Origin of the sequence: Oceanobacillus manasiensis, assembly GCF_000724085.1 — a bacterium.
In the GTDB taxonomy this organism is placed as follows: Bacteria; Bacillota; Bacilli; order Bacillales; family Amphibacillaceae; genus Oceanobacillus_B; species Oceanobacillus_B manasiensis.
This window is the reverse complement of the sequence record NZ_CCDL010000003.1, coordinates 1-23,658: the sequence shown is the minus strand read 5'-3', so window position 1 is coordinate 23,658 and position 23,658 is coordinate 1. Positions and strand designations below refer to the sequence as shown.

Below are 23,658 nucleotides of genomic sequence, written 5' to 3'. Positions count from 1 at the left end.
AACTTCATACCTCCTGACTATAATGAATACCATCAACAACCACTTGAATATACTGAGGGTATTCCTGAATGATTGTTAAATCATTTTCAAATAAGATTTTGTCTCCTACACGTTGTTTTTCCTTGAAGTTAGCAAATTTATATGTCATCAACATTTGGCGGTTTCGTTCATTTCGTAAAAATTCAGCTGTAAGTAATTTACCTTCCATTTTTGCTTCTTTCATTAAAAGCGATAGCATGACAGTTCCAACACCTCTCGAAACAATTCTGCAGGACATAAGTAATAGACGAATGTGCCAAGAATTATCTTTGACTTCAACAAGTGCTAGTCCTATTTTTCCATAGCTGCCGTATTTGTCTGATAGATCGCAAACCCATAAATGATGCTGTGGAGAATGCAAAAATTTCTTCAGTTCATCAAAGCTGTATTGAATGCCTGTTGAATTAAGCTGGTTTGTTCGAATTGTTAGCTCCTCAGCACGCAACAAATCTTCCTCACGTGCTGTTGAAATCGTGAAAATCATATTTAAACTGGCTAGAAACTCTCCCGATGGACCTACAAAAGACTGTTCATCCTCCTTTCTCTTTTGGTCCTGTATGAACATGAATCTCCGCCGCCTGCTTTCTTCTGTAATCACTTTAGGTATAAGGCGTTTCATAGATGTCAATTGTTGATACTCGTGTGCAAGAACGATAGTAACCTGTGGATGAGTTGACTTAACCTCCTCAGCCTCAAATTCCTGGTCATCAATAAATAGTAAGGTATCCATTCCAATATTAAGATTTTCTTGGATTTCAGCTATCGAATGAGATTTTGCGTTCCATCCAATCTCCGGGTAAACAAAATAGTGATCAATTCCAAACTCCTTCAGCTTAGCCATTGCATGATTATGATTGTTCCTACTTGCTATAGACAAAAGGATCCCTCTAGAATCAAGCGTATGGAGAATATCAAGAATTCCAGGTTTCAGCTTGATTTCATCTCCCTCAAGCAACGTACCATCCCACAAAGTGTTATCAAGGTCCCAAATTACACATTTAACTTCCTTCAAATTAATTATCCTTTCTACAAAGATTAATACGAGTAAAAACCGCGGCCACTTTTACGACCAAGTAAACCAGCATCCACCATCTGCATCAAAAGAGGGCAACAACGAAATTTTGAATCTTGGTAACTATCAAACAAGACTTTAAGAGACTGAACCACGGTGTCCAACCCAATTAAATCAGCCGTTTCCAAGGGGCCCATTTTGTGTGAGTATCCTTTCCTAAAGATTGCATCTATCTGTTCTGGATCTGCTACCCCTTCTTGAACTAAAAATGCAGCCTCATTCATAAATAAGTGTGACAAACGATTAGATACAAAACCGGGAAAATCCCGCTTCACTAATAAAGGTTGTCTATTAATACTATTCAGAAATACCTTGGCGGTGCTTTCAGTTTCGCTTGATGTATGAAATCCATGTACTGTTTCGACAATGTCATTCAGAGGTACAGGATTCATAAAATGCATTCCAATTACTCTATCTGGCCTTGAAAGTTGGGAAGCGAGCTTAGTGATAGGAAGACAACTGGTATTAACAGCAAACAAGGTATCTTGTCCACATCTATGATTTAGTTCTTTATAAAGACTGATTTTGGCATCCAAGTCTTCTGTAATATTCTCTATCACCCATGACACTTCATCAAATGCATCATAGTTATCCGTGAATGTTATTCTGTTCAGAATATCTAATGCATTCCAGTCTTGGAGATCGGTAGAAATCATTTTATAATCCCGAATTTTCTGTCTCATAATGCGTGGTGCTTCCTCTAACACCTCTGGATGTATATCTTTTAAAATAACGTTATAACCATAATATGACAGTGTGGATGCTATATCAGTTCCCATTACACCTGCTCCAACAACTGCAATAACACTCATGTTTATCATATCCTTCGTATTAGTTTTATTAAATTACTTTTTATTTAATATGAAAATGGCTCCAATAAAACCAACGACACCCCAAATCGTTAAATTAATATAATTTCCTAGGTCAGCAGTAAAGGTTGAAGCTGCCATTGATTCACGCATAATCTCTGCCATAGAAAACAATGGTAAAATGGTGTGGAGGGTCTGAAGCCATTCAGGAAGTCGCTCCATCGGAAAATTAATAGGTGAAAACATTAGTGCCCCAAAGGCAAGTACATTTGTAAGTGCCATTGATATTTGCGGAGGCAATGCATATGATAACCCATAGCCAACACCAATTGATGCTAAGGCTATCAGAATTATTGCTGGAATAATTGTCCATGATACATCATACCCTGGATGAAACATAAAGTGTGCACACAAGGATGAAATTACTATCCCTGGAATTGCTATCAGCAACCAGATAACGGTGTCTGCTACCATAACCACTCCCCTGTTCACTGGCCAGGTACGTATAAATTCGATATACCCTTCTGTTTTAGAAGAGGCAATTTGTTGAGGCAAAAGAACGAGACCCGTAATCACCAAAACAAAAGTTGGTGCTCCAGTAGCCAGATAAAGGAGTTCATTAGCATTCGAATCCCCAATCAGATAGGTAAAACCAATTACAATACCCAACGAAATTATTATTTGAACAAAGACATAGAAGGATAGGAAACCTGAATACCTGTTGAATTGCATTTGAAACACATATTTAAAATCGTTAATAAAAGTAGTCATAGACTAACCCCCTTTTCTGAGTCACGATTTATGTCTATTACTTTATCCTTTTCTTTTGTTAAATTGACATAAATATCCTCAAGTGTAGTAGGAGATAATAAATAATCTGAAATAATACCATGCTTCATCTGAAATTCAGCCCACTCAATTGTCTTTGATACAGCGTCCTCGTCTATTGAAATGGTAACCCCTGTACCATTACGATGTGCTGATATTGCCCACTCCGGAACTACCTGTTCTCCAATGCCGGCCAATGGATTTATCACAATACGCCTTTTGTTATTCTCTCTTCTTTTCACTTCCGAAAGGGACCCACTAGCAATGAATTGACCTTTGTGTAAAATGGCTACCCTGTCTACAGCTTTCTCAGCTTCAATAACGTTATGCGTAACTAAGATTACTGAGGTTCCATCATCAGCTAATTGGCGAATCACCTCCCAAAGATAACGGCGGCGAGTCGGATCCACATCATTTGTAGGTTCATCCAGAATCACCAGATTTCCGGGTTTGATCACAGCCATACAAAAAGCTGTCAATCTGCGGATACCACCGGAAAGCTTTATTCCCTGGGTATTGGCCCACTTACCTATATCCAATGCTTCAAATAACATTTCCATTCTCTCACTAACATCTTTCTTGTTACCCCCACGCATTTTCCCCATGGTTGAAACTGCTAGTGACGGGGTCAAAAAACCCAAAGGAAGTTGTGATTGAGGCTGCACGGAACAGAGAGAGCGGGCACGCTTAGGTGAATTTTTCACAGATTCTCCAAGAAGGATAATATCACCACTTGAAGGGGTTGATGTGCCAATAATTTGATTGACAAGAGTGGTTTTACCAGACCCATTATGTCCCAATAGGCCTAGGATTTCTCCCTCTTTTATAGAAATTGTGAGATTATCGTTTGCAACAATCTGGGATTTGTGACGACCACGATAAATCTTAGTTATGCCTTTAATTTCAAGAACCATATAGAATTCAATACCTCCACAGTATGTATTTTGATTAAATAGTTTACACAGGAATCGCAAAATCGTTAGCCTATACATTAGTATCTATTTTTAAAATGAGCCTTGATACAAAATCCAATTAGAAATTAACGTAATGAAAACTATTACAAATATTACATAAGAGAGATACTTTCCCGGAGTCTTTTTAGTACACGAGAAAGATATTTCCCGGAGTCTTTTTAGTACATGAGAAAGATACTTTCATGGAGTCTTTTTAGTACACGAGAAAGATATTTCATGGAGTCTTTTTAGTACATGAGAAAGATACTTTCATGGAGTCTTTTTAGTACATGAGAAAGATACTTTCATGGAGTCTTTTTAGTACATGAGAGAGATACTTTCATGGAGTCTTTTTAGTACATGAGAGAGATACTTTCATGGAGTCTTTTTAGTACATGAGAGAGATACTTTCATGGAGTCTTTTTAGTACATGAGAGAGATACTTTTATGGAGTCTTTTTAGTACATGAGAGAGATACTTTCATGGAGTCTTTTTAGTACATGAGAGAGATACTTTTATGGAAGTCTTGGTGAGGATTTCGATGTGTATTTTGTCTATTTTGTAATCAAAAATGTAAATTGTTTAATTATTTACATAATACTGATATTTTAACAGCCTACCAGTATTGTGTAAATAGGTATAACTACTCAAATATAATTATTGTCATTATGTGAATAGGGTATTTAACCTGAGTCTATCACACTATATTTTAAAAGCTGAAATCGCTAAAAATAATATTATTTTATTTACTTAATAGTGCTTTCGTCTTATATATAGATTACCAACCTTTTCATTTTATCAACAAATCTTTCAACAAAAAAGAGATAAGTTTTAAACTTATCTCACCCTGCCCCGGTAGTAATATTTATTTCCGTGTATAACAATGATACCGGTGGTCGGGGTCGAACCGACACTCCCGTGAAGGAACGGGATTTTGAGTCCCGCAAAAAAACTACCGTGTACCCTACGTATATATGTGACGTACGTTCTGCGGAAAATGCACGTTTATTCGTAACATGACTTACTTTCCTTTGTTATCGCTCATTATAAAACACATAACGAAATTAAGCAAGCCAAGCCCCGTAATTTTGCTACAATTTTCAAAACATCGGGGGTTAAGCACGAAAAAAAAAAAGCGGGCTAGTCGCTATGACCGCCCGTTGTTCCATTCGTATTTTACGCATATACGCCCGTCCTGTAACGTTAAGGTATTCGTCACATGCCCGCCAGCCCGGCGCACATACTCGACAAACTGCGCCCATTCCTCCGTGGAATAAACGATCTGATTCATTGTTACACGATCGCCAACGTTGAGATAACCGGGTCGGCTTCGTACTTGTCCGTCAAATGCGTTTTAAGTGCTTCGCTAATCGTTACACTTGTTGGCACATTAACGGTAATGGCTGACGGCTCCGCTGTTTGGTCCAATAGCGATCTCAATACGTCTGTGATTGCTTCCTCGATAAAGGTTACAACGTCCCCGCCGTTTATTGTGCTATGCGTGTACTCTCTGCCTACCTCGTCCACTGTTGTCGCTTTAAGACTGCGATAGCCGCTCCTGCGCCATGTTTGTTCGTGATTTTTAACCTCGATAGTCATTGTTAATTCCATTTTATCGCTCTCCTTTTATAATTAGTTAGTTTTAAACCCGTGTAATCGGCGTATAAACCGTTTCTGTATGCGCATTGACCGGGTTGTGAATGTTCCGTGGCTCGTCGTCAAAGTATCGGTTTATTAGTTTTAAACGTGTGTATTCCTGGTCAACGCGGTTAGATACGGCGTTAATGCCACGCATGAAGACTTCCTCGCTAGTTAGGCCGGGCTTGGCTTGCTCATACATCGCCTTTACCTTGCGTTCTAGCGCCTTGTCTCCCGCGACGGCGCCCATTAACGTTGGTAATTCTAGCCCGATCGCTTGCTTGCGTTCCTCGGTAATGCGTTCTAGGTCAGTCGCTAACTGGTCCAGCGCTCCGTCGCCGTGCCCTAACGCTAGTTCGCCCGCGATTTGTTTTATTCGTAGCTGTGCCTGGTTGGCGTCAGTCGGGTTAACCGTGATAGACTGCTGGGCAACTGCTTTCTTAGCTTCCTCGCGCAAGGCTTCCAGTGCGTCTTCATAATTCCGCTGTACGGCTTCCACTTCGTCTTTTAAAGTAGCTTTTAACTCGTCTATAGCGCTCTGTTTAAATTGCTCGTCCTTAAAACGCGGGTCTAGGCTGCCCTCAATCTTGCCTACCGCCTTTTTAAACTTGGCGACCGCCTGGCTAGCTTGGTTTTCATACGATTTTAGCTGTGGCATATCGAATTGATACGCTACGTCTGATTCTAGCGCCCTTTTTAGCTGTGCACCCGTTAAGTTGTATATTTGATTTCGTCCATATTTTACTCCCTCAATCGCTGTGCTTTCCGTAAATAATACTTGTGTCATTTCGTAATTTCCCCTTTGTTTAATAGTTTTGTGGCGGGTATTTTTCGCGCCCCCACCCGGCGCCTATCCTACAAGCCTTTAAAACGATCGGCGCACGACGTTCCGACATTATGCGCCTTTCTTCCCCTCCTACGATTTCCCGGCACGTAGTCCAAACGGGGCATATCTTGTCTACCTTGTACGTTTTGCGACTGTCCTCACATACGGCAAGTCAACGTTGGTACTAATATTGCCGTCAATAATGAAGTCATTGTCGGTAGCAAACGCCTTAACGTATTTTTCGGCTTCATAATACGCCGTTAAGCCGTTCTTTTCGGTCTCATAACGTAGCTTGTACACCGTTTTACCTGTTGTGCGCTCAACTGCGAACTCCTTAACCTTGCTACGTTGGCGGTCTATGCGGTCAACTGTTATCCGTGCAATTATACGTCCGTCCATGTTCGGCTCGTCGTACGTGATCTCGCCAGCCTTGTCGCCTAGCCCGAATAGCTTCACTTGCGAAACCTCCTATCGTCGAGTAGTGCGTTTTTTGCTTGTACCTTACGTGGTGGCCTATCACTTTCCATGCGTATGCCGTTTTTATTACGCTGTTTGATTTGCTTTCTCCTCGCCATTGCTCGTCACCTCTTTCTTTCTGCGTTCAAACTCTGCCTTGCTGTCGAATAGCCGTGCCAAGCCTTCCGTTTGCAAAGTCGCCCAGTCTTGATCGAACACGTTATATACGGTGACATCGCTAGACTTGTCAAACACGTCCTTGGCTTGGTACTGTGGCTTTTGTCCTTTGTCTTCGATTCTTACTTTTTTTAATGCCATTTGCTCGCTCCCCAGTTGTTGCGTATTTTTAGGGGTATAACCCCCCTTTTTTGTGACGTATATGATACATATTTGACTAAAATATAGCCCTGTGGCGCAATAACTTTTGTCTTTGCGATACATTACTCACTTAATTGCAAAATTCGCGAGAATCGCCGTATTTTACCTAAATATGCACATTATAAATTTCGCGCCTTAACTCCGAAAACTCGTTCGGCCTGTTCCTTGTTACGATTGCCTAGCGGTATCAAATAACGGTAAGCAACGTCGTACTTAGTATTCGACTTTCCTATAAGCGTCCAGTCTGCTCTCGTAGCGCTGCGCTCTATATTACGTTGTATCTTTTTATCTGACGTGACACCTAGTAAGTGTGAACTGTCTGCATAGAACAAATCGTTTTTCGTCACGCTATAACCTCCCGTACGGTTACCTCGTCAACTACCGCCCTTACCTTGTCCACAAAGCCATTGACGTCATATGACTTCGCTATGATCTCCCCGTCCGAATTGAGTAAGGCTGGTATGATGTGCGCATCGGTCGTCTGTAAAAGGTACAGGCTGTCACTTACCTCGGTGACCACGGTTGGCTCGTCCTTCCGTACGGTGATAAGCCTGTTTAGTTGATGCAAGAATTGGTTAGTCGATAGTTCACCGTTGTAATGACGGTTTAGTAATGCTTGTGCTTGTTTTGCAAAGTTCATGTTCTATCTCCTTCCAGTATCCTGTGACGTTCTACAAACTCATAAAATGCATCCCCGGCTCTAAAGTCTTTAGCTATTCTTGCCTGTACAGTTTCACTAACGCGTCTATTCCCAGCTTCAATGCCTGCAACCGTCGAATAAGATACACCTAGTAATTCTGCAAACTCTGCTTGAGTGAGTCCCAGGTAAGCCCTGATAAGCCGGAATGTACTATTAGTCATTTAATTTCCTCCTTTAACCTCTCATTTTCTTTTGTTTTCTTCATTGTCGTGATAAAAAATAACGGGCTATTTGCCCTCTACTAAACTGTGAAATTCCCACCTGTTTATATAGTTTTACGAATATTCCGTAAATTTATTTCGTACTGCCGTCATTTCTACTTCGTTTAGCACCGCATGACCTCTTTTATCGTGTTCCCCTGGTTGAAAATCCACCAGCACTTCGTCCACCCGACGCCTATACACCGGGTCTATGATCGTGCCAGCACGTTTACGACGCTGTTCGTAATATTTCGGGCAGAGTCCGTTGAAACAAGTCGCAGAACGTCCGTTACGGCTGACGTCGTAAAAGTAGTCGCTACAAACGGCGCACCTTCTAATACGTTTCGGCTCGTATTTTACTTGGCGCCATGTAAGTTTTACGGGCAACGGATAGTGGGCGCAAACCTCGTCTATGGAACGATGGAATTTCCGCCGACTGTACTTGCGTTTGGCTAGTAGAACGTCTCTAAATTCGTATACCTCGGGGCAGTGATCTGTTTCGGCGAAATGGTTGGTAAGCACTTGGAAAAGCTGGACGGTGGCGTCTGCGGGCAAGCCAGCGTCTATTACTGCGGTTACTTCCTTGTTGTAACTTTGCATGGTGTTGTTTCCTCTCCTTTAGCAGTTTGTTTGTATGATTACACTGTCTTGGCGTCCCCTTTTTACTTAAACAACACTTTTAAGCCGTCTAAATGCTTTCCGTTACCAGCATATATAACGTTAGGGTTAACAATAACGTAGCTGCTACGTCTGTCTTTACCGTCGTCCACAAACTTAAAAACTGGCTGGTCGTCGATCTTAATTTCCCGCATGTTTTTTAATAGATGTTTGTAGTCGTCATAACCTAACTTGGCAGCCAAGTCTTGTAATTGCATGGTTTCTATCTTTCCATTTATAACTTGCTGTGGGTTATTGCAGACGATATTAAAGTTAAAGTTTACGTATGGTAGTATCTGATAAACTACGCCTAGCTTTTTAATTGACCTAACCTTAAACTTTGTATAGAGTTCGCGGACGGTTCTACGAAATAATCGGGTATATTGATAATCTCCCTTAATGTCCGCTAGGTTTTCCCCTCGGTAAAACACCGTTGGGTTTAACGCTATTCCGTCCGCCATTTCGTTTATAATTTCTTCGCTAACTAGCCTTTTATAAAACTCTGCGAATCTATTACGACTCATACCTAGTAATTGGCCTAAAGACTTTTTGGTTATTTTCACACCGTTATCATACGTTAGATAGCCGTGGCTTGGCTCTCCTTGGTTGTAAGAAACGTAAGTTCCTAGAAACATTAGCCGGGATAGGTCGGGTTGGGATAAACTCGGAAAACGTTCTTGTATTGACTCTAGCGAGTGAAAAAATGCGAATACGTAACCGCCGTTTTCGTCCTCATGTCGTTTCAAGTTTGCCTTTATCTGCGCCCCTTGTCGCTGTGCAACGGAGACAACCGGTTCTATATACACTTGGTCCGTTATATTCTCGCCTGTTTCGGTGTCGTAGGCCTGTCCGTCTATCACGGTAAAGTTCTGCGTCTTATCTAACGCCTGTCGTTTCAACTCTGGGCTTGCACCTTTCCATACTTGCTGTTCACGTTTAAAATCTCTTGCTGGCTTTGCCATTTTCCATTCTCCTTTCATTTCCTCAAAAAATAGGTCGGTTTTCGGGTGCATTTTCGGGTAGATAGGTTGGTTTTTGGGTGCATTTAAAAATGTCATTTATCGTAAAATAACGCCTATTTTCTAACTTTTACGACGTTTTAATCCGCTTTTCTAAAATACTGGTTCATCTTCTATATCAGTGTCCGTATTAAGTTCTTTTTGTACGGATAGTGTACGCTAGGCACACATTACCGCGGTCTACCTAAAACCAGAAACACCCGGCTCCACTCCACTTCGTTCCGTTACGCCGTACCTTGTCCTTTAAAAGTCCTCTTTGGGTACGATAGAGTAGTAGATTCAATGAAGGCGGTCAGCCGGCATTGCGGGGCGCCAGCCTCGGTAAGGTTGTATAACCCCGCTTGCTACTTACTCCCTAACGCGATCAATTGCTTACGCGCTCGCTAGTGACGTATTACCTCGCCTGTTAAGTACATTCCGTTACTTCCTTTTCCGGCTCCCACCCTGTTTGTTTAATGTAACGAAAGTAGGCCCTAGCAGTTATGGCTTGGTCTAGCGTTAATCTACAATCCGGTAACTGATCAGCTAAAGTTTTCATATCTCCGCGATTAGTTCCAGCACGAATTACGTCAACGTTTTGTACCGAACAATTGAAAGCTTCAGCGATTTGTGCACGGGTGGCGCCTTCTATTAATGGAATAAGAAACACCTCGGCGTCATACATAAAAGATTTTCCGTGTGCCTCGCCCTTACGATACAGGCCACTATCTAACGCGTGGCTAACTTGATCCGACCTACTTGCCCATTCTAAATTTTCTAGGCGATTGTCCGACTTATCGCCGTTAATATGGTTAACCGTCGGCTTGCATTCCGGGTTATCAATAAATGCTAACGCTACTAAACGATGAACGTAATAATCTTTACGACGATTATCACGAGACAATACTAGCCGTTTGTATCCCTGTTTAACTGCACCGGGTTTCATTATACGTCCAAACTTGTTTCTAACGTTTCCCCAGGTTGAAACTTCGTAGTTTTCTCCGTTCTCGACTATCCCGTTTAAGCTTTTCCACTCTATTTTTTTGCTTTCCATGTAAACCACTCCTTTTAAAATTTGTTTAGTTTTTGAGGGTAAAAAAGCGCCTCTATTCATCTAATACCAAAATTGTTACTGAAAATGTAACAATGATTTCCAACTTTTTTCGGTCTCTATATATCTAATAACAAAATAGTCGGCGTTTGTGTAACAACGATCGCCAACTTTTTTAGCCTCATATTCTAATACCACGGTAAACGTCGAATATGGGACATAGAAATTAAAAAAAAGACAAAGAAAGCCCCTTCCCAAAACAGATCTATTATGGGAGGGGATAGTCAATAACACGTTATCTAATTGTAAAAATCACATATATAGTAAATCATCCTTCTATTTTTCGATAAAAAAACCATTAAAAACACAGGTAATATTGTATAGTATAAAAGAGGTAAATATTTATTAGAAAGAAGGTAGTTTCTATGAAAGTTTTTATTAACTCTATTATTATAGTTATCATTTTTCTATTAGGTTATATATTAGGGAATAAAGGAGTAGAGAATATTGTTTCAACACTTATAAGGCAATATAGTAATACAAGTTTTGTAACTTTAGTTGGGAATATTGCTTCTATAATCACAGTGCTGCTATTTTTCACTTATATTATAGGTAAAGTCTTTTTAATAAAACAGATGGAAAAAACATTATTTGAAAGTTTAGATGTAACTTATATTGATAAAGAAAACCATTATAAAATAACTGAAGTTATTAACTTAGGCGAATTAACTAATGAAAAAGTTTATATCTGTGTAGTGCAAAATAGAAGTACAGAGATGTGCAACCAAAACGTACATAACTCTGCACTTCTTTTTTAGATAAAAAAAAGCCTTGCCAGCCATCCAAAATAACTCTACTGTAGTTGGTGTCGAATCAAAACAGTGGAGGTCGAGAGGATTGCTAGCAATGACTAAGATTAATCATATCAAAACTTTAAGAAATCATGAAGACATATCTATAAATAAAATTGCCCAAAGGGCTCAAGTGAATTGGCGTACCGCCAAGAAATATGCGGACGAAGACCAGGTTCCCCAAGAGAAACAAGTAATGAGAAAAGGAATGATGTATGAAGAACATTGGGGAGAGATTGTCACGGACTGGCTTATTGAAGATCAAAAACTAAAGCCAAAACTGAGAAGGAGAAACAAGACCATTTTTCAAGAACTTCAAACGCATGGGTTTACTGGTTCCTATAGGACCGTTTCCTACTTCATAGCTGAATGGAAAGAGGGAAAAGGAAATTCAGATGACGTTAAAGATAAGAATAGTGAAAGACTAAATCACCCTCCGGCTGAAGCTCAAGTGGATTTTGGAATAACAGAAGCTGTGAAAGATGGAAAATTCATCGATGTCCACTGTTTAATAATGAGCCTGCCTTATAGTAATGCAGCTTTTACCATCCCTCTTCCAGGGGAAAACCAAGAATGCTTTTTATATGGGTTAAAGAAAAGCTTTGAACTACTGGGTGGCGTACCACGAAAGCTTAGAATTGATAACTTGAAAGCCGCCGTAATAAAAGCAAGGAATAAGGATGGCGAAGCCATTTTTACAGATGAGTTTCTTCAATTCGCTAATTTCTACCGTTTTGAAATCCAAGCATGTAATGTACGTAAGGGCAATGAGAAAGGACACGTTGAAAATAAAGTAGGGTATGTAAGATATAACTTTGTAACTCCTTCTCCAGTCATAGAAAGCTATGAAGATCTAACTACTATTTTAAGTGAAAAACTGGCACAGGATCGGCAACGCATTCATTACGCAAAGGAAGTTCGTATTCAAGAACTACTTGATGAAGAATTGAATCATGCCTTAGCTCTTCCGGAGGAAGATTATCCGATTTTCAAAGAAACGAAAGTAACAGCTAACAAGTATGGAGAAATCACTATAGACAGTATGAAAGAACATATTCCAAAAGGATATAATTTCAGTTATCTTCATTTGATACTCTATTGGGATAGATATAAAGTGGTATCTCCTTACGGAGAGATTCTCCATTCAGACTATCGGCCATATATGAACAAAAACCGAAATATACCTTGGCTTTCCATTATGAGAGCCTGGGCTTCTAAACCAAGATCGGTTCCTTACTCAAGATATAATCCATATTTGCCTGGCCGAATAGCAGCTTATCTAAGCATAGAGCCTCTTACATTAAGGAAAGAGCGTCTACATTGGTTAATCAACTTATTAATTCAGTATGATATGGAAGAGGTTAATGACAAGTTTTATGATCTTCTACAACAACAACCAGAAAGAACCTTTGATTCTACTTCTCACCCGTATGACGTTGATTGGTCTAAATACGACCTACTACAACCAGTTGCGCAAGAGGATGGGGAGCAACGAGTATGAATATAAAAGAGATGTGTAAAAGTCTACGCCTAGCCTATGTAGCCGATATTTATGAAAAAATCCCGTTTGAAAATCAAACGCAATACTTGGAAACATTATTCCAAAGAGAATTTGAATTGAGAGAGGAAGCAAAAGCTGAACGTCTTATAAAAAAAGCAAAATTCTCCAATCACAAAAGTCTTGCAGACTTTCAATGGGGAGATCAGATAAGATTTCCCCCTCAGGTCGACCGTACTGAATTGAAAGAACTTCACTTTATATCTAAGAAAGAGAATGTCGTTCTTTCCGGTTCCCCAGGTACAGGAAAGACTCATTTAGCGACAGGGTTAGGCCGTGAGGCGTGCAAGAAAGGATATGAGGTGCGGTTCTATCGGGTATCCGATCTAGTTGATACGTTAGAAAGAATGTGGAGAGAAGGAAAGCTTCACCAGTTTAGGAATCGTTTTAAAAAAGTAGATCTTATCATCTTAGATGAAATGGGGTACATTCCATTCAGCAAAGAAGGAGCGGAGCTTCTATTTCAACTGATCACCGATTGGTATGAGCAAAAAAGCATCATCATCACTTCAAATTTGGAATTTAGTCAGTGGAATCGGATATTCGTGGACTCGAGGCTTACAGCTGCTTTAGTTGATCGCGTTATACATCACGCTCATGTACTTACCTTTACAGGAGACAGCTACCGTGTAAGCCACGCATTATCAAGACAAAATTAATTGAAAGTACCGGCTGGCAAGCTTATGTATTTTTTATTGCATTATTATGTACTTTTCTATTGCAAAACACAATATCACTCCATCACAACCTCTACGACATCTCAAAGTATATAACTTTGATACAAATAAATTTAAAAAAGGAAAGTTAATTTCCACTATTGGCCCTATAAAGAATGGACACACAATACAAATTAATACCTACTTAACAGAAGGCATACCTAACTTTGTCATTGAATATCAAAGATTCGACTTTTTAATTGGAAAACTTGATTTAGTAGAAAACGGTAAAAGTGGAGTAATCAGCGAAAATTTAAGAATTCGCCATACTATAAAAAGTTTTATCTATTATTTAGTTAAATAATTACATAGTTAGTATTACAAGGAAGTATATTGTTAAAAGAACAAATTTACTTTTAAGGTTAAAAATAGTAGTTTTGCTAGGTTGAACTAATTAATTTACGATTAAAAAAGGCCAACCGTCGCCAACCGGTCGCCCTTTCACTACGTCGGAAATCCCGCCAATGATGCCGTTACGTTATCTATGTTAAGCCGTGACCATTCCGTAATACAAAAACGCCAACGTCGCCAGGAACGCCAGCAAATACGCCACGTCTGCCTTATCCAACTTGTTCAGCCGTTTTATTTCCGTTATAATCATACGCATAAGGTAAGTAACTCCTTTCTTTCGATTTACCGCTAACCGTACCGCCAAATACGGTAGCAAAGTAATTTGATCGTGACGTCACGCCAATAACGTCGCTAACTAACGAGTCGGTCTCCGCCAAAAGACCGGCTTTTTTATCCGCCGAAAAACCGCATAAGATAGTCCTTTGGCATGGTCGTAAACATCACGCAAAGTACCGTTAAACAGTAGTACACAACGTCCTCAACGTCGGCGTCCGGGTTGCCGAACATAACATCGCAAAACTTACTCCATATTTCGTATATGTTCATTCCGTCGCACCTCCCTTTGCATAAACCGCATTTGGTCATCGGTCCATTCAACTCCGACTACACATGCAGCCATAATCCTCGGATTAATGCCGTGGTTATCGAAGTACCAGCTAAGAATTACGTTTTGTTCTTCCGTCGACATGTCCGCAATGTCTTTATCGCTATATCTCACGCCCAAATTGCCATCCTCCTTTCATCATTTGACTACATTACGTAGTCACAACTATAATATACTATGACCAATTTCCGTTGTCAACCGATTATGATATAATTTACGAAACGAACTAAAAAGGGGAAATACATATGCACGAAGTAAAGAGCAATTTAAAGGCGATTCTAGTCGCCAAGAACGAATCAATCCGCCAGTTTGCAGGTAGAGCCGGCCTACCGTTTGAAACCGTTCGCCGTCTATATAACGATAAGACCGTACAGTACCATAGGGAGACGTTAGCAACCGTATGTATTACGTTGGGGATCGGGATAGAGGAATTACTAACGATAGAGGAAACGAAAAGCGACGAAATGTAAACCGAAATCATTATGGTTATGTGATCGACCATTTTCCCGACATTATATAGAAGAAACACGATAAAAAGGCGGTTTGGTGACGTGCCAGGACGTTTACACAACTATACATATTACGGACATTCGACGGGGCACGGCGTTCACGACGGAGCCACCCGCAAAATAAAAGGGGGCAGCCGTTACTTACCGGCCAACCCCCGTTATATCCTCGTATTCTTTGACGATCTTATAGAAGGTCGTCTTTTTCATGTCTACGTTTTCCATCGTCTGTACCGCCGTTTGTTCGCCGTCCTTCCACCGTCTGTACTGTGCCTTAAATACCTCTTTTTGGTCGGCTGGCAACGTGTTAAACGAAACCTTTGGACGTCCTAAGTGTTTTCCTTTTTGTTTGGCGGTTCTTATGCCTTCTGCCTGCCGTTGGCGAATGTCTAGCCGTTCCTTCTCGGCAAAGGCGGACAACAACGTTAGAATGATGTCGGAAATAGCACGCTGTAACACGTCGCCATTCTCGTCCGTTGCCACCGTGTTTAACATCGGTTCATGAACGAATTGTAAGGAAATGCCGTGATCCACGAACCATTTATACTCGTCCTTTGTATCGTCCATGCTACGGCTCATACGCGTTATACTATCGAATATAACCGTGTCACCTTGTCGTAGAACGGACTTTAACGCCTGGTACTTAGGTCTGTCCGTATTCTTCCCGCTGGCTTTATCTACGTATATATCGCGCTCATGGACGCCTAGTTCTTGCATAGTGTGGACTTGCCGTGCCTCGTTCTGTTCCTTGCTACTAACCCGGATATATCCGAATGTCTTGCCTGTTGCCATGCGACCACCTTCCGTTAGTGTGTTACGTTAATTCTAACCTGTTCGTTCGTAAACGTCAATATATTTTATGAACGTTTATAAAGTTGATTATATAACCTTAACGAACGGACAAACAAGTCCTTTTATATATTCCGTAAAGGTATACTTAAACGAACGCCGTGTAAGCGACGGAAGCACGCTTGGCAAGGTAAAATAGAACGATAGGGGGGCGGGGCGGTGGAATGTTTGTGCCGGCTGCCGGGTGTCCGAAAATTTGCTACGAAATTTCAAAGGTCAAGGGTTTTTATTATGTATTTACAAACAATCGTTAACGTGGTTATAATAAAAGAAAGTCGCCAGCGGCCAACTAGCGACTAAAAATAACTATTTGTGTAGTGACTCTCTTAGTTTAGGGTCACTTTTTTGTTATAGTAAGTGAAAAAGATATGTTTTTTAACACGTAAAGAACGAACAACACCGCATACACTATCTCCATTGAAACCCTCCCCGACAGACAAGCTAGGCGATATTATTTTGTCATATTGTCCTATAAATGTACTCTCCGTTTCTTCGCATAAATATCATAAACCACGATTTTTCGATAATCAAGCAAACAAACCAACGTAATCGTTAAAAAAAGTTATAAATGCTTTAGTATCGCTATATTTCAAGGTATACTAAATTTATAAATATTCCACAAATTTATCTCTTTCCTTTGTTCAACCTAACATTACCTTGCCTATATACACGTTTAGCTTAATATAACTACCTTCGTCACTTTTCGTAATTTGGTCGTTACTCGCAAAAAACTGTATACTGCTGTTAAACACGTTATAGGAGGGTTTTATATTATGACAATATCGCCAGGTTTTCGATGGATCTCATCGAGTGACGAACCTACCGCACAAACGCTAATTGCAGATTACGAACAATCGTCAACAAAGGCCGATCAAATCAAGAAAGAAATAATCAAGCGTTATCTTCGTGAATATGGTTTACCGGCTTTTATCGTTAATAAAGCGGTGAACGCCAACTGGTCGGAAGGCGACTTCGCCAAAATACTTGATTTCGTAAGTAAACTCGATTACTAACGCCAATCATCGTAATACAACGTACTGCGCGCACTAAACTTAAACTACGTCCCATATAAATAAGTTATTAGTACCGAAAACATACACTATGCGCCTATAACACAAGCGCTATTCCGCCAGCCAATCGTAATACAACGGGCTACGCGCACTGCCAACAAGCCGACTGACTTGTTCCGTAACCTTGCGCCATGCTACGTATAGCAAGCCGTTAAAATTGCGTACTTGTCCTAATTTAAGCTTGCGGATTATGTTATGAAATTCGTCAATATACGCTTGTCCGTGTTCTTCAAACGTAATAGAACGGTCTACGGACGCCTTGGCACGTATGAGAATGCCGTAAACGTCGTACAATGCCTTTACGTCAAAGTAAGGCGCCAACGCGTCATATATCGCACTAGGTATGCCCGTTTTAAGCGCACGTTTGCCTAGTTCGTCTGCGTTTGGTTGCGGGTTGGCTTGCTTGTCCCCGTCTCTTTTATGTGTATTACTGTTTTTATTAAGTTTATTAGGCGTGGCTTTATGGTGTGACACGTTGGGTGTGACCTCCGCCGTGACTGCCGGTTGTATAACGGCAGCGCTGCCCGTTTCCCTACGGTCGCCCCCGTCACGCTTTAACCTGTACTGGCGAATAATTCCCTTACGTTCTAGCTTGCTACGAACGCGGGAAGCCGTCTCCCTGCGTATGCCTACGATCATGCCGAGTTTACTATTCGTTAGGAAGCTAACGCCCTTGTACTTGCAACTATGGCGTGCCAGTACGTCCAGGACGTCTCTTTCCGTCTGTGTAAGGTTGTGGGCGTCCTTGTGCTGTTTAATTTCGGCGTCCATAGCTTCAACGCTAGTGAACGTGGATAGATTGCGGTAAGTAGTTTCGTTTGCGATTAAGTACGTTGTCATTTCGTTTGCCCCTCCGATTGTGGACACACGAATACGAATATATGTTCGTTTTCAAGGTCATAGTTAAATAAGCCTTGCATTTAACGGTTTTTCGCGATACAATAACGATTGTCTAGGTCGTGTATTGTAGCGAGTTTTTATATTCGCTTCATGCGCGTCTTTTTTTTTTTATGCGTAACTATTTATTCGCTAAGTGAAACGTTTAGCCGTTGCTTATACGCCATTAGGCGATCATAACGATATTGTTGCGCCCCTGGCTTACGTGCTGTGCGCCGTAATCGGCGACCTTGCGCGTGTAATATGCGATACGTGCGGTTTGCTTGTCCATTCGTGCCCCTCCCTCTATAAATCTCTTAACGGTGAAAATTCCTTGTGCCTATCATTCACGTCGCTAGAATATAAATTTACATAAACGCGTACCATTTCCATCGTGGAATGACCTAGTATTTTCTGTAACTCGAATACTCCTGCACCGTTCATAACGGATAGTTTCGCAAACGTATGCCGTAGTGTATGCGGGCTACACCTTACGCCCTTTATGCCCGCCTGTGTACCGTACTTCGTAACGATCTTTTGTAAACCCGCTCTTGTCATTGCTTCGCCATCAAGCGTTACAAATAAGTGGTTTGACTCGCACGTTCCCCGTATTTTTAAATAACGCCGTAACTGTTCGATCATTTTAGTCTGTATAGGTACGTATCTGTGAAAGTTATTTTTTGTATGACGTACGAATATAACCCCTTCCGCCAGTTTTACGTCCTCTATTAAAATAGCAGCCGACTCCGACAACCTTATGCCAGTTTCTAAAAGCAACAGCATATACGTGTAGTCACGTAAGCCTGTAAATGTTCGTTTATCGGGCGCATTAAATAACGATCTTAGTTGCTTAACAGTGAAAGTTTCAATATTGCCCGCACGGACTTTTAACAACGGATAGTTTTTCGTGGGGCTATTGCGTATATACTTAGAATCAAGTAAGAAACCGAAAAACGCCCTAATTGCTCTTAAATGTGTATTTACAGAACCGTTACTTAGTCCGCGTGTTGCTTTTAAATAGTCCACGTATGCGTCTATATCCGGTCGCATGACCATACGAATAAAGTCCGCCTTATCTTCCGCAACTAGCCAACGTCTAAACATACCTGTCTTGTCCCTGTAATACTGTATTGTGTCCGGACGTAAACCTCGCCGTTGCGCGTCTGCTAGAAACCGTTTAACCGCTTCATCGTACGATAACGTCTCTAGTTCTAGTGGCTCTGTTGCTATGTCGATTTCGTTTACGTTTAATTCGTTGTTGCGACGCTTGCCTGTATTTTTTGTCAATAAAAAACGCCTCCCTCTGATTACTTCAAAGGAAAGCGTAAGTTCGTCTGTATTCACGGGACTAATGTCCACACGTTCTACGTAAAATGAACGCAAAAAAGACGACGCCCTAACGAATAAACTCCGTTAGAACGCCGTCATATCAACGTTTATAGTACCGGTGGTCGGGGTCGAACCGACACTCCCGTGAAGGAACGGGATTTTGAGTCCCGACGCACTGTAATTCCGCCACACGAGCTGACATAACAACGTTTTTCCCCACTTGCTAAAAGCGATGCATGTGATTACTGACTATTATGCTATTGATTAAAAGAAAGGTCAAGAATTATCTTTAAATTTAATTACATAGCCTCCTAAATTCCCTTGCATTGGTCTCCAATTCCTATGAATGATTAAAGAGATACAGCTTAACAACTTTTTAGGCTGATCAGAAACTTCACTAGCGAAATCTATAATGCGATTGTATGTGCCAAAGTAACTTCCATTTTTCCAGACTAAAATCGGTTTATCTTTATTATTTGATTCTGTAGTGGAAGTATAACCTCTGTTGGATATTTCCTCTCGCACACCATCATATTTTAAATTGAAGTCAGCTTTGCCTAAACTTCTATATCTTGTAATCAATTTATTTTCGTATTCTCTAACGTACTGCACATCGTTAAACTCTTTAACAATCTTATATTTAATTAATCCATCTTGCATTAACTTTTTATGTTCCAAATTTCTTCTGGAACTTGATGTCATTCTATTCCATTTCCCTGAACCAACATAAACTACTTTACCTTTGTACCAATGTTCATAGACGATTTGCTTGTCAACTTTTCTTAGCTCATTTGTATTAAGTTTATGCTTTCTAATTAACTGCTGGATTTTTTGATACTTTACACCATATATCTCAGCTATATCCTGATTGGTCATTTTGTCTTTAGATTTAGACATCGATAAGTATTCAAGCCAAGATGAAATTATAAATGTCATGCTCAAAATGGTCCATCAAAAAATTAAAGCTCAGAAAAAATGGGGAAAAGCTCCAATGCACCCTGATACAATTGATCAGGGTTATGAAGTAGTTAAGCACAGTCACTTTGATAATAAAAGTACTTTAATGGATATCCTTGAAGGTTGGAAAATTGGAGATTTTAGTAATGCTGTTTCTGATCAAAATTACTTTTGGGGACTGCAAAATGGCACTGGAGGAAAAGCCACATCGCTTTTACCAGTAGATGAAGAGTTAAGCTATATTAAAAGTAATTTCCAATAGAAGTCAAGATTTAAAAATATTGTTTCTATGGTTAAGAAAGATGCCATTATCTGGTATGATATAGTTAGTTAATCAACTGGAGGAATTCACATGAAGAAGATATTTCTAGTACTAATCGTAGCATTATTTTTAATTGGAGGTAGTGTTGTTATTTTTGCTACATCCAATGAAAGTTCATCAGATGAAAGTCAAAAGAAAGTAAAAGAAGAGTCAGCCGATGAAAAAACTGTTCAAGAAGAGCAAGAACAAGGTCATGGAGATAGTCCAATTAAAGGTTGGTCTATGTCAAAGTTTAAAGAAGTCCAAAATAACTTTTATGGGGCTGCAGATGAATATGGATTTGGAGAAATAGAAACGATAGAAGATGTTAACAGAGAGATCATTCAAATGACTTCTCAAAAAATTGAGTCTGTTAAGACAAGAGAATTATTGGGTGGAGATGCTCCAACATTTCCTTTCACTCCTATTTATCCTTCAGGATTAGGACTATTCGAGTCCACCAATAACTATGCAGCACTGACTTTGGACAATTTAGAATATCTTCAGTACGTTGTTTCAAAACTAGATTTAGATAAAGAAATCAACGAACGTTATCAAGGATTCCTAAGTGAATGGAAAAGAGAAGACTTTAGTAATTTGGTTGAAGTTCATAAAGATCTGTTACATGAATATGCAAATCCAATGGATGGAACAGAACAGTATCTTGAAGTAGACGACTATCGTTTAGCTACGAAGGAAGAAGAAGAAGCCTTCTTAAGTCATTACGGAATCGGTTCCCAATACTAATATAAAAAGAGTGAGCCTTTGTATAAACTACGGGCTCTCTTTTTATATTATAAAATATAAAAGGTGAACTATAATGTATAGTTCGCCCTTTCTTTTACCTTTCTTTATTGTTGAGACTATAATGATCTAGAAAATCTTGCTCTTCTTTTGGAGTAGCTAAGCGATAATCATCTATTTCTTTAAACCTCATCTTATTAGAGAAATCAGCATACTCATGGAAAATCTTCTTATGAACTTCTACTAATCTACTGTAATCCCCTTTCTTCCACTCTTCTAAGAAACTCAGATAATAGCCTTCTGTATCTTTATCTACCTCTAGTTTCTTAACGTATTCTTCCACATACTCTATATTTTCAACAGTTAAAGTTCTGTAGTACGGAGCTAAGTCAAATCCCAAAGTGTTAAGGTAGGCTGGCGTAAAGCTTCCACTACTGCTGCCTCTTATTAATTCCTTTAGCTGATCAGATTCTATTTTTTGAGAAGTCATCTGAATTATTTCTTTATTAACATCGTCTAAGTTTGAAAGATATTCAAATTTTTCTCTTCCCTCTTTTTCCGGCCCCGAAAGGACCTGGTTTGATCCCTCAATATAATTAAATTTCACAAATGCATATGAACCTATGCAGAAAAATAGTATACCAACTAGCGATAAGATGATTTTATTCTTGATGCCACTCTTCATTTTCTTCTCCTTTAAACCCATTTATTTCTATTATACCACGATGAAAAAATCACTTAAAACAGTTTAGAGAAGTCGTACAGTTTCATTATAGACACATCCTTGGCAACTTTTCTAGCTGCTTTAGCTATATTCAGTAAACCATAATTCTTATTCTTTCTAGCTCTATGAATCATTATGGAAGCATATTCATCATATGAGATAATCTTAACTAAGTTAGCATTAGAACAAAATAAAATGAATGGTAAAGGGAGGAGAAGTTCATAACTCTTAACTAAGATTGATAAAGCTTCTTTCTATTCTAGCTTTTTAGCCTCATTAATTAGCTTATATAGTTTAACCGGATGCTTGGGAAATTCCTTTTCAAAAATTTCTCTTGCTTCTTGTTCTGTCAATTATCCAACCTCCCATATATTCCTTGTAAGATATCATCATCTTCTAAATCGTCATAATCCATCATATTTGTGTCATTAAGTACTGATTTAGTTAGTAACTGGCTACGCTGGGGATCTATCTGGAGATTTTCAATTGAGTTTGAAGTAAATTTAAGTTTGCTGATCTCATTCTTACAAACGGAGTTTCAGGAATTTTTTCATATCCCTCTCTGGTTATGATTGTTTGGTAAGAACCATACTTATAAATTCCTTCCTCATCAGTAACATTAGACTTCAATAAACTTAATTCATTTCTTCTTCTAGACATTTTACTACCTCCAATGAATGGGATTCACAGCGCACGATTTTAGCTTTATTCAGTCCCGTAAAAAGGCAATAAAAAAAGACCTTCAACATTAACGTTGAAAGTCAGTTTTTGATAGATACCGAAGGTGGGAGTCGAACCCACATGCTCAGAGAGCACAGCATTTTGAGTGCTGCGTGTATACCAATTCCACCACTTCGGCATATTAATAATCCTACCAATGTGAAGCTAAAATTAAAATCGCACGCTTTTGAGTCCCGCGCGTCTGCCAATTTCGCCACACCGGCATGTGTGTAAATGGAGGCGGTAACCGGATTTGAACCGGTGATAAAGGTTTTGCAGACCTCTGCCTTACCACTTGGCTATACCGCCATAAAAGTAATGGAGCGGAAGACGGGATTCGAACCCGCGACCCCCACCTTGGCAAGGTGATGTTCTACCACTGAACTACTTCCGCATATTGGCTGGGCTACCAGGATTCGAACCTGGGATACACGGGATCAAAACCCGATGCCTTACCGCTTGGCTATAGCCCATTAGATTAAAATGGGGCGATCGATGGGGATCGAACCCACGTGTGCCGGAGCCACAATCCGGTGCGTTAACCACTTCGCCACGACCGCCATACATAGAAATGGCAGGGGTAGTAGGAATCGAACCCACATCAAAGGTTTTGGAGACCTTCGTTTTACCATTAAACTATACCCCTACTTATCTTATTTGATTAAATGGTGGAGGGGGGCAGATTCGAACTGCCGAACCCTGAGGGAGCGGATTTACAGTCCGCCGCGTTTAGCCACTTCGCTACCCCTCCATATATAAATGTTTAAATAAAAAAATGGTGGCTCGGGACGGAATCGAACCGCCGACACAGGGATTTTCAGTCCCTTGCTCTACCGACTGAGCTACCGAGCCATTTAGTTTTTAAGACTTACCAGATAAAGTGGCGGTCCGGACGGG

28 protein-coding genes and 8 tRNA genes are annotated in these 23,658 nt (G+C 40.1%); 7 read left to right on the top strand and 29 right to left on the bottom strand.

Annotated features, from left to right (window positions below; translation table 11 throughout):
* Positions 1–4 precede the first annotated feature (4 nt).
* From BN985_RS13825 to BN985_RS13760, 13 genes are all read right to left on the bottom strand, one after another.
* Positions 5–1,051: an HAD-IIIC family phosphatase gene (locus BN985_RS13825; protein ID WP_408634691.1), complete on the bottom strand. Its 1,047-nt coding sequence runs from the start codon at positions 1,049–1,051 to the stop codon at positions 5–7.
* A gap of 23 nt (positions 1,052–1,074) precedes the next feature.
* Positions 1,075–1,923, bottom strand: a complete 849-nt coding sequence (locus BN985_RS13820) for a 3-hydroxyacyl-CoA dehydrogenase family protein (RefSeq protein WP_042224147.1) — start codon at positions 1,921–1,923, stop codon at positions 1,075–1,077.
* 33 nt (positions 1,924–1,956) lie between these two features.
* Positions 1,957–2,691, bottom strand: a complete 735-nt coding sequence (locus BN985_RS13815) for an ABC transporter permease (RefSeq protein WP_042224145.1) — start codon at positions 2,689–2,691, stop codon at positions 1,957–1,959.
* Positions 2,688–3,662, bottom strand: a complete 975-nt coding sequence (locus BN985_RS13810; RefSeq protein ID WP_042224143.1) for an ABC transporter ATP-binding protein — start codon at positions 3,660–3,662, stop codon at positions 2,688–2,690. Before BN985_RS13810 ends, BN985_RS13815 begins: the two co-directional genes overlap by 4 nt.
* 1,332 nt (positions 3,663–4,994) lie before the next feature.
* Positions 4,995–5,300 carry a hypothetical protein gene (locus BN985_RS13805; RefSeq protein ID WP_156960139.1) on the bottom strand — a complete coding sequence of 102 codons (306 nt, stop codon included), beginning with the start codon at positions 5,298–5,300 and terminating at the stop codon, positions 4,995–4,997.
* Positions 5,301–5,343: 43 nt separating this feature from the next.
* Positions 5,344–6,126, bottom strand: a complete 783-nt coding sequence (locus tag BN985_RS13800; protein WP_042224141.1) for a hypothetical protein — start codon at positions 6,124–6,126, stop codon at positions 5,344–5,346.
* A 171-nt stretch (positions 6,127–6,297) separates the two neighbouring features.
* A complete protein-coding gene (locus tag BN985_RS13795; protein WP_156960138.1) occupies positions 6,298–6,564 on the bottom strand; it encodes a hypothetical protein in 267 nt (88 codons plus the stop codon).
* Positions 6,565–6,708: 144 nt separating this feature from the next.
* Positions 6,709–6,939, bottom strand: a complete 231-nt coding sequence (locus BN985_RS13790; RefSeq protein WP_042224139.1) for a hypothetical protein — start codon at positions 6,937–6,939, stop codon at positions 6,709–6,711.
* Positions 6,940–7,342: 403 nt separating this feature from the next.
* Positions 7,343–7,639, bottom strand: a complete 297-nt coding sequence (locus tag BN985_RS13780) for a hypothetical protein (protein ID WP_042224137.1) — start codon at positions 7,637–7,639, stop codon at positions 7,343–7,345.
* Complete coding sequence (locus BN985_RS13775) at positions 7,636–7,860, bottom strand: helix-turn-helix transcriptional regulator (protein WP_042224136.1); 225 nt, start codon at positions 7,858–7,860, stop codon at positions 7,636–7,638. Before BN985_RS13775 ends, BN985_RS13780 begins: the two co-directional genes overlap by 4 nt.
* Before the next feature lie 114 nt (positions 7,861–7,974).
* The gene (locus BN985_RS13770) at positions 7,975–8,499 is read right to left on the bottom strand and encodes a hypothetical protein (RefSeq protein ID WP_042224135.1); all 525 of its coding nucleotides are present in this window, start codon (positions 8,497–8,499) and stop codon (positions 7,975–7,977) included.
* 62 nt (positions 8,500–8,561) lie between these two features.
* Positions 8,562–9,518 (bottom strand): hypothetical protein, encoded by a 957-nt coding sequence (locus tag BN985_RS13765; protein ID WP_042224134.1) that lies wholly within the window; start codon positions 9,516–9,518, stop codon positions 8,562–8,564.
* A gap of 463 nt (positions 9,519–9,981) precedes the next feature.
* Entirely contained in the window at positions 9,982–10,608 is a 627-nt protein-coding gene (locus BN985_RS13760) for an HNH endonuclease signature motif containing protein (protein ID WP_052360689.1), read from the bottom strand.
* Between the two features lie 422 nt (positions 10,609–11,030).
* Here BN985_RS13760 and BN985_RS13755 point away from each other — a divergent pair, with 422 nt between their 5' ends.
* The 3 genes from BN985_RS13755 to istB all read left to right on the top strand — a co-directional run bounded on the left by BN985_RS13755 (position 11,031) and on the right by istB (position 13,673).
* Positions 11,031–11,423, top strand: a complete 393-nt coding sequence (locus BN985_RS13755; RefSeq protein ID WP_042224133.1) for a hypothetical protein — start codon at positions 11,031–11,033, stop codon at positions 11,421–11,423.
* Between the two features lie 88 nt (positions 11,424–11,511).
* Positions 11,512–12,957 carry an IS21 family transposase gene (gene istA, locus BN985_RS13750; RefSeq protein WP_232225537.1) on the top strand — a complete coding sequence of 482 codons (1,446 nt, stop codon included), beginning with the start codon at positions 11,512–11,514 and terminating at the stop codon, positions 12,955–12,957.
* A complete protein-coding gene (istB, locus tag BN985_RS13745) occupies positions 12,954–13,673 on the top strand; it encodes an IS21-like element helper ATPase IstB (protein WP_042221761.1) in 720 nt (239 codons plus the stop codon). The genes istA and istB overlap by 4 nt, the downstream gene beginning before the upstream one ends.
* A 617-nt stretch (positions 13,674–14,290) precedes the next feature.
* Here istB and BN985_RS19060 read toward each other — a convergent pair.
* Complete coding sequence (locus BN985_RS19060; RefSeq protein ID WP_156960136.1) at positions 14,291–14,458, bottom strand: hypothetical protein; 168 nt, start codon at positions 14,456–14,458, stop codon at positions 14,291–14,293.
* 143 nt (positions 14,459–14,601) lie between these two features.
* On the bottom strand, positions 14,602–14,805 hold the full coding sequence (locus tag BN985_RS13740) for a hypothetical protein (RefSeq protein WP_042224132.1): 204 nt from the start codon (positions 14,803–14,805) through the stop codon (positions 14,602–14,604).
* A gap of 125 nt (positions 14,806–14,930) precedes the next feature.
* Between BN985_RS13740 and BN985_RS13735 the strand changes: the two genes are divergently transcribed.
* Positions 14,931–15,155, top strand: coding sequence for a helix-turn-helix domain-containing protein (locus BN985_RS13735; protein WP_042224131.1), 225 nt, complete (start codon positions 14,931–14,933; stop codon positions 15,153–15,155).
* A gap of 180 nt (positions 15,156–15,335) precedes the next feature.
* Here the strand turns inward: BN985_RS13735 and BN985_RS13730 are convergent, their stop codons facing one another.
* Complete coding sequence (locus BN985_RS13730; protein WP_042224129.1) at positions 15,336–15,983, bottom strand: recombinase family protein; 648 nt, start codon at positions 15,981–15,983, stop codon at positions 15,336–15,338.
* An 830-nt stretch (positions 15,984–16,813) separates the two neighbouring features.
* Between BN985_RS13730 and BN985_RS13725 the strand changes: the two genes are divergently transcribed.
* Positions 16,814–17,053: a hypothetical protein gene (locus tag BN985_RS13725; protein ID WP_042224127.1), complete on the top strand. Its 240-nt coding sequence runs from the start codon at positions 16,814–16,816 to the stop codon at positions 17,051–17,053.
* Positions 17,054–17,161: 108 nt separating this feature from the next.
* On the opposite strand, the gene BN985_RS13720 is transcribed toward BN985_RS13725, so the two are convergent.
* The 3 genes from BN985_RS13720 to BN985_RS19360 form a co-directional block, all read right to left on the bottom strand.
* Positions 17,162–17,950 (bottom strand): helix-turn-helix domain-containing protein, encoded by a 789-nt coding sequence (locus BN985_RS13720; RefSeq protein ID WP_052360688.1) that lies wholly within the window; start codon positions 17,948–17,950, stop codon positions 17,162–17,164.
* A 342-nt stretch (positions 17,951–18,292) separates the two neighbouring features.
* Positions 18,293–19,273, bottom strand: a complete 981-nt coding sequence (locus BN985_RS13715) for a tyrosine-type recombinase/integrase (protein ID WP_042224126.1) — start codon at positions 19,271–19,273, stop codon at positions 18,293–18,295.
* A 318-nt stretch (positions 19,274–19,591) separates the two neighbouring features.
* Positions 19,592–20,212 carry a hypothetical protein gene (locus BN985_RS19360; RefSeq protein WP_232225594.1) on the bottom strand — a complete coding sequence of 207 codons (621 nt, stop codon included), beginning with the start codon at positions 20,210–20,212 and terminating at the stop codon, positions 19,592–19,594.
* On the opposite strand from BN985_RS19360, the gene BN985_RS13705 reads away from it, so the two are divergent.
* Both BN985_RS13705 and BN985_RS13700 read left to right on the top strand, forming a co-directional pair.
* A complete protein-coding gene (locus BN985_RS13705) occupies positions 20,193–20,534 on the top strand; it encodes a DUF6241 domain-containing protein (protein WP_198030030.1) in 342 nt (113 codons plus the stop codon). The genes BN985_RS19360 and BN985_RS13705 overlap by 20 nt on opposite strands.
* 90 nt (positions 20,535–20,624) lie before the next feature.
* Entirely contained in the window at positions 20,625–21,320 is a 696-nt protein-coding gene (locus BN985_RS13700) for a DUF6241 domain-containing protein (protein ID WP_042224124.1), read from the top strand.
* 94 nt (positions 21,321–21,414) lie between these two features.
* On the opposite strand, the gene BN985_RS13695 is transcribed toward BN985_RS13700, so the two are convergent.
* The 10 genes from BN985_RS13695 to BN985_RS13650 form a co-directional block, all read right to left on the bottom strand.
* Entirely contained in the window at positions 21,415–22,002 is a 588-nt protein-coding gene (locus tag BN985_RS13695; RefSeq protein ID WP_042224121.1) for a DUF6241 domain-containing protein, read from the bottom strand.
* A 507-nt stretch (positions 22,003–22,509) separates the two neighbouring features.
* Positions 22,510–22,701 (bottom strand): hypothetical protein, encoded by a 192-nt coding sequence (locus BN985_RS13690; RefSeq protein ID WP_042224119.1) that lies wholly within the window; start codon positions 22,699–22,701, stop codon positions 22,510–22,512.
* A 116-nt stretch (positions 22,702–22,817) separates the two neighbouring features.
* Positions 22,818–22,900 (bottom strand) — tRNA-Leu (locus BN985_RS13685).
* A 96-nt stretch (positions 22,901–22,996) separates the two neighbouring features.
* Positions 22,997–23,070, bottom strand: a tRNA-Cys gene (locus tag BN985_RS13680).
* A gap of 10 nt (positions 23,071–23,080) precedes the next feature.
* Positions 23,081–23,155, bottom strand: a tRNA-Gly gene (locus BN985_RS13675).
* Positions 23,156–23,159: 4 nt separating this feature from the next.
* Positions 23,160–23,234, bottom strand: a tRNA-Gln gene (locus BN985_RS13670).
* 11 nt (positions 23,235–23,245) lie between these two features.
* Positions 23,246–23,321: transfer RNA gene (locus tag BN985_RS13665), tRNA-His, on the bottom strand.
* A 12-nt stretch (positions 23,322–23,333) separates the two neighbouring features.
* Positions 23,334–23,407, bottom strand: a tRNA-Trp gene (locus tag BN985_RS13660).
* A 20-nt stretch (positions 23,408–23,427) separates the two neighbouring features.
* A tRNA-Tyr gene (locus BN985_RS13655) sits at positions 23,428–23,512 on the bottom strand.
* 25 nt (positions 23,513–23,537) lie between these two features.
* Positions 23,538–23,613, bottom strand: a tRNA-Phe gene (locus BN985_RS13650).
* Positions 23,614–23,658 lie beyond the last annotated feature (45 nt).